Below are 9,039 nucleotides of genomic sequence, written 5' to 3'. Positions count from 1 at the left end.
CACACATATCACATTTTAAAAAATTTTTTTTCTGTTGGCTGTTACCTGTCACCCGTCGGCTGTCGCCGGTCAGTTGCCCGGCGCCGCCAGCTGGGCGAGGTAGCGCTCGGCGGCGCGGAGCTTGCGGCCCTCGGGGCCGGGGAGGTAGGCGCGCAGTTCGATGATCTCCGGCGCGATGCGGATGGCCTCCGTGCGGTCCTTGATCGCCCGCCAGCAGGCCTCGGCGTTCGTGGCCGCCTGCTGGGTCTCCGGATGGTCCGCGCCCTGCGAGCGGAGCAGGGTCAGCGCCACCTCGCGGTAGATGTCCGCGGCCTCGGCCGGCTTGCCCGCGAGCCGGCACACGTGCGCCCGGACCTGCCGGACCTGGAGGACCGGCTCGGAGACCGCGCCGTGCTCGGCGATCGCCTCCAGTTCGAGGGCGAACGCGAGGTCCGTGGCGGCGGCGTGGTCACCCGCGTCCGCGCTGCGGACGATCCGGCCGAGCGTCTCGCGGTAGTCGGCGCGCGGCTCGGGGCCGGCGGACGCGGGGTCCTCCGCTGCGGCCGGATCCGCGGGCTCGTCCGACGTCCCGGACTCGTCCGACGTCCCGGGCTCGGGCTGCGCCTCGGGCTCGGCCTGGGCCTCGGGCCCGGGCGCCTCTTCGAGCGGAGCAGGCTCGTCGAGCAGAGGGGGCTCCTCCACCGGAACGTCCTCCTCGAACCGGGGCTCCTCCAGCGGGACTTCGGCCTCGGACTGGAGCTCCTCCTCCAAGTCCGGAGCCGGCACCACCACACCCTCCGGCTCCGGCTCGACGACGGCGTCCTGCGGCTCGTCCACGGCCGGAGCGGCGTACGGAACGGGCGACGCGGCCTTCGCGAGCCTCACGCCCGATGTCGGGGTCGGGGTCGGGGTCCGCGTCGGGGTGACGTCCTCGACAGCGACGTCCTCGGTGTCAACGTCGGCCACTGCCACGGCCTCGGCGTCGGTCTCGACGTCAACGTCAACGTCAACGTCGGTCAGCATGAGCGCGCGGAGCGTCATGGTCCTCGGGACGTCGGGCAGTTGCTTCTGCAAGGTGACCGGGCGCGCGGGCGGCCGCGGGGTGGGCGGCACGCCGGCCTTGCGGAGGCTCACCAGGCCGTCGACGGAGGCCTCGGGAGCGGGCTCCTCCTCGACGACCGCTGTGGCGACAGCATCGGACACAAAAGCCTCGGGCTCACCGGCCTCGGGCTCGATGAAGTCGGGCTCGATGAAGTCGGGCTCGACGACCTCAGCTTCGACGGCCTCGGCTTCGGAGGCCGCAGCAGGGACCGGCACCACCGGCTGGGCCGGCACGGCCTCAACCGGCGCAACGCCCGTCGGCACCACGTCCACCGGCACGACCTCAACCGGCGCAGCGCCCATCGGCAGCGCGTCCGCCACCGGACCGTCGGTGCGGCGGGCTGTGTTGCGGAAGACCGGGCGGTCCGGAGCGTGCGTCGCGACGATGACCACGTCCGGGCGCAGCACCGAGTACACCTGCTGGCGCAGCTGTTCGGGCGCGAGGACCTCGCCCGCGCCCGGGCGGCCGCCGTGCAGGGCCTCGATGAGGGCGCGGGTGAAGGTGCCGATCTGCTCCGGGTCCGGGCTGACGACGGCCCACAGCGGGACGCCGTCACTCAGCGGGGCGGCGGCACCGGGGCCGCCGGTCTGGAGGAGGGGCCAGGCGTTCTGGTCGGCGCTGAGGTCGGCGATGACCAGGGTCTGCCAGTCGGCCGGGCGGTGGCTCAGCTCGGCGGCGATCGCCTGCCAGGGCAGGCCGTCCTGGCGGATGCTCGCGGCCTTGGAGTCGCGCAGGGTGAGGTGGAGCTGCCCGCCGCGCTTGTCGGCGACCAGGTGGCCACCCAGGTGGACGAGGAGCGGCCCGGGGTGGCGGGCTGCGGCCCGCAGGTGGGCGAGGACGGTGTGCGGGTCGCTGGCGCCGGGCAGGTGGACGGCGTCGACCGCGTCCGCGGCGAGCAGCACCTGGGGCGAGACGGCGGCGAGCATCGCGGACAGCACCGTCGCCTGGGCGGGGACGCCGCGGCCCCAGGTGCGGCGGCCGGCACTGCCGTAGCCGCCCTCGACCACCAGGATCCGCCCGCGCGGCGCCGCCCCCAGTCCGCCGCCGACGCCGGGCACCGAGAACGGCAGCGGCGTCGCGAAGGAGGGTGCCGGGGCCGGGGCCTGCACGGGCGCGGGGCCAGGGGCGCCCACGGCGGGCATGTCGGTGAGAGTCCATCCGGTCGGCGCGGCCGGCGGCATCACCGGTACCGGCGCAGGCGTCGGCACGGGCGCCGGCCCCGGCGTGGGCGCGGGCACGGACGCGGGGACGTCCAGCGGCTCGTACAGGGCGGCCGGGCCGGGCGGGTGCTCGTCGCCCGGGATGCGCGGGGGCGGCGGCACGGCGTCCAGGGGCCCCGCGTCCGCTGCCGGTTCGGGGCCTCCTGGGACAGCTGTCGTCTCCGCCATCTTCTGGTCACCGCCCCACCCCGCCGCTCGTGCGGCGTCTGATGCCCTTACTGCGTGGTGCGCGGCACCACTCCCGTTTCGGCCACCCTACGAGATCCCGGCGCACCCGATCCAGGCCGGGTCGCCGATCGGCGCGCCGGTCGGCCCGGAACCCGGCCCTCGCTCGTCAACTTCCGTTCCGATCAAGCACATTGGCCGAGGAACCCGGGGGACCGCCACGGCACTCCCCCGTCGTGTGCGGATTCCGGCGGCGCGGTGATCGAACTGTGCCCGCGCGGGCACCGCGTGACACCCCCTCCGGCGGCGGGCGGGCCCCCCGCCGGAGGACGGTGGTCAGGAGCCGGCCAGGAGGTCGCGGAGGAGGGCGACCGTGTCGGCGTCCAGGTCGCGGCCGGTGCGGCGGCTCAGGGCGTCGAGGCGGTTGACGGCGCGCAGGAGCTGGTCCCGGGCGCCGGCCGAGGCGTACGCGTAGAAGAGGTCGCGGTGCAGCAGCTCGACGTCCGGGGCGACGGCGAGGCCGCGGAAGACGGCGGCCTCGGCGCTGCGGTGGTCGCCGTACTGGAGGCGGCGGGCGGCGAGTTCGTGGGCGGTGTCGACGATGGCGGCGATCATGTCCTGGCGCTCGGCCTCGGCCCACCCGTACGACGCGGGCGGGGCCTCGGCGAACGGGGCGCCCCGGACCAGGGCCAGGGCGTGCGCGAGCGCGGCGTCCGCCGTGGCGCTGGTGCTGCGCATGCCGCGCCGGTAGAGGCTGCGGAACTCGTCCCAGTCGCACGTGACGGCCGGGGCGTAGGAGTAGCCGTCGGCGGTGTCGGTGGGCAGGAACGCACGCCCCTCGGGGGTGACGCCGAGCCACGCGGCGAGGCCCGCGATCTTGCCGGACAGCGGGCTCACGGCGTCGGCGGTGGTGGGGTGCGGGTCGAGGTGGGCCGCGCCCGGGTGGAGGTCGTGGTCGAGGGCCGCGTGGTCGGCGCCCGGGCGCAGCGCGAGGTAGGCGGCGAGTTCGGTGAGCCGGGGCAGGTGGCCGGGTTCGACGGTGCCGACGGCGCCTGCCACGTCGACCGGGCCGAGCAGCCGGATCCGGGGCGCGTTGCGGGCGCTGTGGGCCTCCGGGGAGCGGAGGATCGCGAGGAGGTCGTCGCTGTCGGTGCGACCGGCGGCCGTGGTGGCGGTGGCCGTGGTGCCGACGGCCGTGACCACGACCGGGGCGGTGGCGGCGGGACCGGTCCCCGGCTCCGGACGGGCCGGGATCCGCGGGGCCGCGCCGGTGGACGCCGGTGCCGGGTCGTGCGTCGGCGCGGGCTCGGCAGCCGGCTCGACGGCGGGCGCCGGGGCCACGGGTGCCGGGACTACGGGCACCGGGGCCACGGACTCCGGCGCGACCGGCGCGACCGGCTGGACCGGCAGCACGACGGCGGCCGGCCCCGGTACCCGCAGGTCCCGGGTGGTGTCCTCGCTGCCCTCGCCGGCACCGTCCTCGACAAGCTGCTCGACCGGCACGGCCTGAGCCGCAGGCCCGGTGGGCACGGCGGGCACGACCGGCCCGAGCGGAGTGACCGGCCCGAGCGGCAGGACCGGCGGCAGGACCGGCGACACCTGCCCCGTCACCGCCTTGCGCCCGAGCCCGTTGACGGCGTGCCGCCCGGTCCCGGTCGTCGGCGCCGCCGGGTCGGTGCTCGCGAACGGGCTCGCGCCCGTGCCGATGACCCGGGTGAGCGCCCGCGCCCCGGCCCCCGCGCCGGAGCCGCCGACGCCGTTGGCCTCACCAGCCCCGCCGACCCCACCAGCCCCGCTGACCCCACCAGCCCCGCCGACCCCAGCGGCGCCGTTCGCGCCCTCCTCGGCCGGGCCGCCGACCGTAGCCAGCACCGGTACGGCGGCGGGCAGTTCGGCCGTGTCCGAGTCGTCGCCGAAGCCGTCGTCGGCGTCGTCGTTCCCGGGGCCGTCCAGGGTCCAGGCGGGCGCCGGGTGCTGGGTCGCGTCGTCGGCGGCCCGGAGCAGTTCGGCGACCTGGTCGTACTGGGCGCCGGTGAGCCGCTGGAGCTCGACGGTCAGGTGCAGGCCGGGGATGGCGGCCTGGCCGGTGGTCGGGAGGGTCCAACGGGCGACCGGCCCGGTGCCGCGCTCGGGGGCGCGGGTGACCACGGCGACGCAGGTGCGCGGCCGGGCGTCGAGCAGGCGGCCGAGTTCGGCGGGGACGCCGCCGCCGGGCTGCTGGGCGCAGAGGACGATCTCCGGGGTCCAGGACTCGTCGGCCTGCCCGCGGCTGCGGGCCTCGCGCGGGCTGGTGGCCTCGGCGGCGACGAGGGTGACGCGGGCCTTGGCGGTGCGCGGGCCGAGGGCGGCGAGCGCGGCTTCGAGCGTCGGGTGGCGGTGGACGCGTTCGGCGGCCGGGCCGCTGATCGGCACCTCCTCGGCGAGGTCGACGAGGTGGAGGTGGAGCCGGTCGGCGAGCGGGCTGTGGGCGAGCTCGATGGCGAGGGTGCGCAGGACGTCGCGGGCGTCGTCGGGGTGCCCGGAGAGGTGGAGGAGGCGGACGGTCTCCAGGTCGGCGAGGACGACCGAGCCGTCCGGCGCGGTGCCGAGGGTGACCAGGGCCGGGTAGGGGGCGGCGGTCTTGCGGGCCTGGGTGGCGTTGAGGAGGTCGCCGGCGTCGGGGCTGCACCACCACACGTTGGGGGCGTGCGCGGCGCGGAAGGGCGCGATGGGCGCGGCCGGGCCGGAGAGGTGGAGCTCGACGGTGTGGCCGGGGGTGATCCGGGCCGCGATGATCGCGGGCAGGCGCTTGCCGCCGCGGACGGTGTTGCGGGCCATGGTGCGCAGGGCGCGGTCGAGCAGGTCGAGGCCGGCGTCGTCCTGACGGGCCCTGAGCTCGTTCTCGAAGGAGGCGGCCTCGGCCTCGGGCATGGTGATGCGGTGCCGGGGGCGGCGGGCCCGCAGCTGGCCGCCGCGTTTGTGGGCGACGGTGCCGATCATGATGGCGGCGAGCAGGACGCCGACGGTGGAGGCGGCGAGGGCGACGGTGTAGTCGTCGCTGGGCGCCGGGTCGGCGTGGGCGGCGGGCGCGGGTGCGGGGGTGTGGCCCGGGGCGTGCGAGGGAGCAGGCGTCGGCGCGGCCTGGGTGGGTGCGGGCGCCGGAGCCTGCGTCGCGGGTGCCTGCGTCGCGGGCGGCTGGCCGGCCGGGGCGGACGGCGCGGGCGTCTGCTGCGCGGGGGCCGGCGCCGGGTCGGGAGTCGGGGCGGGAGCTGGGGCCGGCGCAGGGGCAGGAGCAGGCGCGGGAGCGGTGGCCGCGCCGGGGACGGTGAGCACCATGCCCGGCACCAGCTGGTCCGGGTCGGTCAGGCGTTCGCCGTCCGGGGCCTGGGCGCCCTTGTTGGCGTCGAAGATCCTCGGCCAGGCGTCGCCGTCCCCCAACTCGCGCTGGGCGATGGCGGAGAGGCTGTCCCCTTCCTTGACGGTCACCGTCCCGTGTCCGCCGGCGGCCTGGGCACCCGCCGCGCCCGTGGCCTCGGTGCCGGTGGCCTCCGTGCCCGCTTGGGGGGTCTGCGGGGCCTGCGAAGCCGGCTGCGTCGGCGCGGGGGCGGAAGCGGGCGCCTGAGCGGGCGACTTGGCCTCGTCCGGCTTCGCGTCGGCGGGCATGAGGAGTTCCCAGCCGGGCTGGATCGGCCGGTCGGCGTCGAAGCGGACGCCCGAACCGTCCATCGTCCGGCCGTCGTTGAGTCTGGCGATCTCCACCCAGCGCTCGCCCGAGCCCAGTTGCCGCTCGGCGATGGACCACAGGCTGTCGGCGGGCCGGCTGTCGCGCACGGTGTAGCTGGGGTGCTGCTCGGCGGCGGCCGCGAGGGCGGGCGCGGCCTGCGCCGCCGGCAGGGCGGCGCGCTGCACGCCGGCCGTCAACTGGGCCGTGGCCGTGGCGGCCTGGGGCCGCTCGGAGACGGCGGCGAAGGACGAACCGGCCACCGGCAGCAGCGCGAGCACCGCGCCGACCAGCCCGGCGGCCATCCGCTGGCTCCAGCCGAACGCCGGGATCCGGCGGGCGATCCGCCCGCGCAGCTGGGCCGGGACCTCCAGCAGGACGGAGAGCGCGAAGCAGGCCCAGGCCAGCCAGCCGACGACGACCAGCAGCCACAGGAACAGCCGCCCGTCGTCCGGGCCGGTGAGCGCCTGGCCGATGCCGTCCGGGGCGACGTCGCCCATCGCGGCGACCGCCTGGGTCCCGTAGAGCAGGAGGGCGGGCAGGCCCAGCAGCAGGGCGGCCAGGGTGACCAGCGCGGCGAGCGCGGTGATCACCGCCCCGGCGCGCCCGCGCCCGCCCGGCGCCCGCCGGGCGGGGGCCTGCGGGACCCGCTTGTGGCTCCGGGTGGTCCGGGCCTGGTCCGGGGCGGGTCGGGCCTGGTCCTTTGCACGTGGCGCGGCCATCAGTCGGTCTCCGCTTTCTCGACTCCGTGGACGAGGGTGGCACTGCCCCTGCCCGTTACCTGACGCTCTCCGAGGGAGCCCAGCAGGACCGGCCGGAAGTCCGTCACCACCGTGACGGTGACGACCTTGCCGTCCGCCGAGAACGTGACCCCGGCCGCCGTGAGTCCGTACAGCCCGAGGTAGGCGTCGACGGCCTTCAGGGCGTAGTCGTGCTGGACCTGGATGCCCTTGCCCTGGAGGACGAGGGCCTGGTCGAGCTGCTGTCCGCCGACCCGGGCCGCCTCCTGCGCGTAGGCGTCGTTGCGTTCGACGACCCGCAGGCGGCCGCCGACGTCGACGACGATGGCGATCACGAACACCAGGTAGACGGCGCAGATCGCCACGAAGAGCGAGACCGCACCGCGGTCGGACCGCCGCCGCGGCCGCCGCAGGCGCAGCAGGCCGGTCGGCCGGCCGTGCGGCCCGGCACCCTCACGTGCACGCACCTTCACACCCCCTCGGACTTCCCCACCGCTGTTCGCCCCCTGGCCCTTCGTCCCCGCTCGTCCCCGAGCCGTTCGTCCCAATGCCGCTCGTCCCCGCTCGTCCCCGAGCCGTTCGCCCCGAAGCCGTTCGCCCCCGAGCCGGCCGGCCCCGCCCCGACCGCCCCGAACGCCACCGGCCCCCACCGAGCGCCGCCCGGCCCCGTTCCGTCATCGCCCGGGCGCTCTCCGCTTGCGTCTCCCCCGCCCGGGCCGTCCCCAATCCCCGGATCCGGCCCACCTGTCGTCACGCGCCCCGGTAGCGGTCCACCACGGAGGTGAACTCGCCGGCCAGGGTCTTCGTCCCGGGCACCCCGGAGAGCCCGCCGAGCAGGTCGCCGAGCCCGACGTCGCACACCACCCGGACCTTGACGGTGGCGACGGCGCCGCCCGGCAGCTCCAGTTCCCCCTGGGTGACGGTCACCGAGAGGTTGCCGCAGGAGACGCCCTGCTGCTTCAGCTGGTCGCGGGCCGCCTCCTTGGCCGGCTCCGCCATCCCGTCGAAGCTGCGGACGAGCGAGGCCGTGCGGGCGGCCGAGCGGGCCGCCGCCTCTACCGTCGCGGAGGTGGTCTGCAGGCGCCCCGCCGCGATCGCGATCAGGACCAGCCCGACCACGTACGGCGCGATGATCGCCGCCTCGATGGCCACCCCGCCGCGGTCCGGCCGTCGCCGCACCCCGGCCGGACGCCACCGCGTGCGCGCGGAAGGCCCGGACCGCCCGGTCACGGCACCGCCCCCGGCGCCGCTCCCGGCGGAACGAAGCGCTCGCGCGGCGCCTCCGCGAACTGGGTGATGTGCGGCGCGGACAGACCGGGGATCAGCAGCGTCGGGGTCAGCCGGACGGTGACCCGCACCCGTTGCGCGGTGCTGCCGTCGGTGCTCACCTCGTACGTGCCGCTGCCCTGCCGCTGCAGGAAGTCCTCGGCCTGCGCGCGCGCCGCCGCGTCCTTCGCCGCCTGGTCCGCCGCGTCGTCCGGCGCGCCCTTCGTCGCCGCGCCCGCCGCGCTCTGCGTGCGGCCGGCCTCGGCGCCCTCGCGAGCGGCGGTGAGCGCGACCTGCCGCGCGTACCACCACAGCGAGGCCTGCACGACCAGCAGCAGGAGCAGCAGGACCACCGGGAAGACGATGGCCAGGCTCAGGCTCATCGCTCCCCGGTCACTCCCGCTGCCGCTGCCGCTGCCGCGCGAACGGCGCTTGTCGCCCATCATCAGGTTGCCGCGCCGCCCGGGTACTTCGGGTCCTGCTCGACCTTGGTGGACACCTTCTTCTGCAGGATCACCAGCGAGGCAGCGACGGCGCCGGCGACGACCACCAGCGCGATGATGGCGAGGGCGAGTTCGATGCTGATGGCGCCGCGGTCGCCGCGGGCCCGGGCGGCGCGCAGCCGGCCGAGCCGGAAGGTGAACAGCAGCAGGGCGAACTGGACGGGCAGGAGCACGGGCCGCAGGAACAGCCCGGCCAGGTATTTGAGCCGGACGGCCAGGTGGGTCATCGGGTTCTCCCGGTGGTGAGGTGAGGTGCGGTGCGGGCTCGTGGGGCCCGCGGGGGGCGGGGGGGCGGGCTGGGGGGCGACGGGGGGGTAGGGGTGGGGGGGCGGGGGTTACAAAATGATGCGGGATATCACGTGAG

The 9,039-nt window shown here is 76.8% G+C and carries 6 protein-coding genes; all 6 read right to left on the bottom strand.

What is annotated here, in order from left to right:
- Positions 1–69 precede the first annotated feature (69 nt).
- A complete protein-coding gene (locus ACFV4G_RS08620; RefSeq protein WP_380437921.1) occupies positions 70–2,403 on the bottom strand; it encodes a hypothetical protein in 2,334 nt (777 codons plus the stop codon).
- A 399-nt stretch (positions 2,404–2,802) separates the two neighbouring features.
- Complete coding sequence (locus tag ACFV4G_RS08615; RefSeq protein ID WP_380437919.1) at positions 2,803–6,888, bottom strand: LysM peptidoglycan-binding domain-containing protein; 4,086 nt, start codon at positions 6,886–6,888, stop codon at positions 2,803–2,805.
- Positions 6,888–7,373 carry a hypothetical protein gene (locus ACFV4G_RS08610; protein WP_380437917.1) on the bottom strand — a complete coding sequence of 162 codons (486 nt, stop codon included), beginning with the start codon at positions 7,371–7,373 and terminating at the stop codon, positions 6,888–6,890. Before ACFV4G_RS08610 ends, ACFV4G_RS08615 begins: the two co-directional genes overlap by 1 nt.
- A 283-nt stretch (positions 7,374–7,656) precedes the next feature.
- Positions 7,657–8,058 carry a TadE/TadG family type IV pilus assembly protein gene (locus tag ACFV4G_RS08605; protein WP_380437915.1) on the bottom strand — a complete coding sequence of 134 codons (402 nt, stop codon included), beginning with the start codon at positions 8,056–8,058 and terminating at the stop codon, positions 7,657–7,659.
- 74 nt (positions 8,059–8,132) lie between these two features.
- Positions 8,133–8,555, bottom strand: a complete 423-nt coding sequence (locus ACFV4G_RS08600; protein ID WP_380437913.1) for a TadE/TadG family type IV pilus assembly protein — start codon at positions 8,553–8,555, stop codon at positions 8,133–8,135.
- Between the two features lie 62 nt (positions 8,556–8,617).
- Positions 8,618–8,902, bottom strand: coding sequence for a hypothetical protein (locus ACFV4G_RS08595; protein ID WP_359957841.1), 285 nt, complete (start codon positions 8,900–8,902; stop codon positions 8,618–8,620).
- Between the last annotated feature and the right edge of the window lie 137 nt (positions 8,903–9,039).

Origin of the sequence: Kitasatospora sp. NPDC059747, from assembly GCF_042732955.1 — a bacterium.
Taxonomy (GTDB): domain Bacteria; phylum Actinomycetota; class Actinomycetes; order Streptomycetales; family Streptomycetaceae; genus Kitasatospora.
This window is presented reverse-complemented; position numbering and strand designations above follow the sequence as displayed.